The sequence below is a fragment of the Neisseria sp. P0001.S005 genome (assembly GCF_051963715.1).
Genome location: NZ_JBQCTZ010000432.1, coordinates 1 through 970 on the forward strand (window position 1 = coordinate 1; position 970 = coordinate 970).

Below are 970 nucleotides of genomic sequence, written 5' to 3' on the forward strand. Positions count from 1 at the left end.
AGCAGGTGGCGGTTGCGCTGTATGCTTTGTTGCAACAGGGCGGACTGCTCGCGCGCTTCGGCGGACAGCTGCATATTGTTGAGCCGTTCTGCCTGAAGGGAAAGGGCAGTCATGGGGCTGCGCAATTCGTGTGCGGCATCGGCGATAAAGCGTTGCTGTTGGCGGACGTTTTCGTCGGTACGCTGCAACAGGTTGTTGATGGCGACGACAAAGCCTTGGATTTCGCTGGGAATGTCTTGCGTGTCCATCGGCGAGAGGTCGTTGATTTGGCGCTGTTCTAAATCGTTGGACAGGGTTTTGACGGAACGCATGGCGCGGTGGGTAATCCAGACGGTGAGCAGGATAATCAGGGGTAGGGCGAGGAGCATGGGGAGGATGCTCTGCACGGCGGCCATTTCGGCCAGCTCTTCACGGTAGTCGCTTTCCTGCATGACGGCGATGCGGCCTTGCTTGGTATTACGGGTATAAACGCGGTAGTAATCGTCGTCGTCATCGGCCTGAATGGTGTGCAGGCCGTCTGAAATCTGCTCAGGCAGGCTGACAATGGGGTTGGGCGTATTGGGAAATTGAACGGAAATCTTGTTGTCGTTGTCGAGCGAGTGCTTCTCGTCATCGGCATCGCTCGGGTCGAGATAGTTTGCGACTTGGCGCAACAGGTCGTCTTGAACCTCTTGGGTCTCGTGATAAGTATCGTAATATGAAAATATGCCTGCAAGAATGGAGAGGGGCAGGAGCATACAGATCAGGGCGAGGCTGATCCGGACTTGCAGGGATTGTTTGATGGTGTGGATAAGGCGTTGCATGGTATGTGTGTTGGTGTTGCTTTGGTTTTTCAGACGGCCTGGTTGTTTTGTGCAACCAGCCAGCCGACCCCGCGGACGTTTTGAATCGCTTCTTTGCCGAGTTTTTTGCGTAAGGCGTGAATCAGGAAGTCAACGGCGTTGCTTTCGACTTCTTCGCCCCAGCCGTA

The 970-nt window shown here is 54.9% G+C and carries 2 protein-coding genes; both read right to left on the reverse strand.

Translation table 11 applies throughout. From position 1 onward, the window contains the following. Window positions 1–803, reverse strand: an 803-nt coding sequence (locus ACTHSP_RS20825; RefSeq protein WP_440346864.1) for a histidine kinase dimerization/phospho-acceptor domain-containing protein, incomplete at its 3' end; no start/stop codon positions are given. 29 nt (window positions 804–832) lie between these two features. Beyond that, window positions 833–970 (reverse strand): winged helix-turn-helix domain-containing protein (locus ACTHSP_RS20830; protein ID WP_440346865.1); only part of this gene is annotated, 138 nt, incomplete at its 5' end.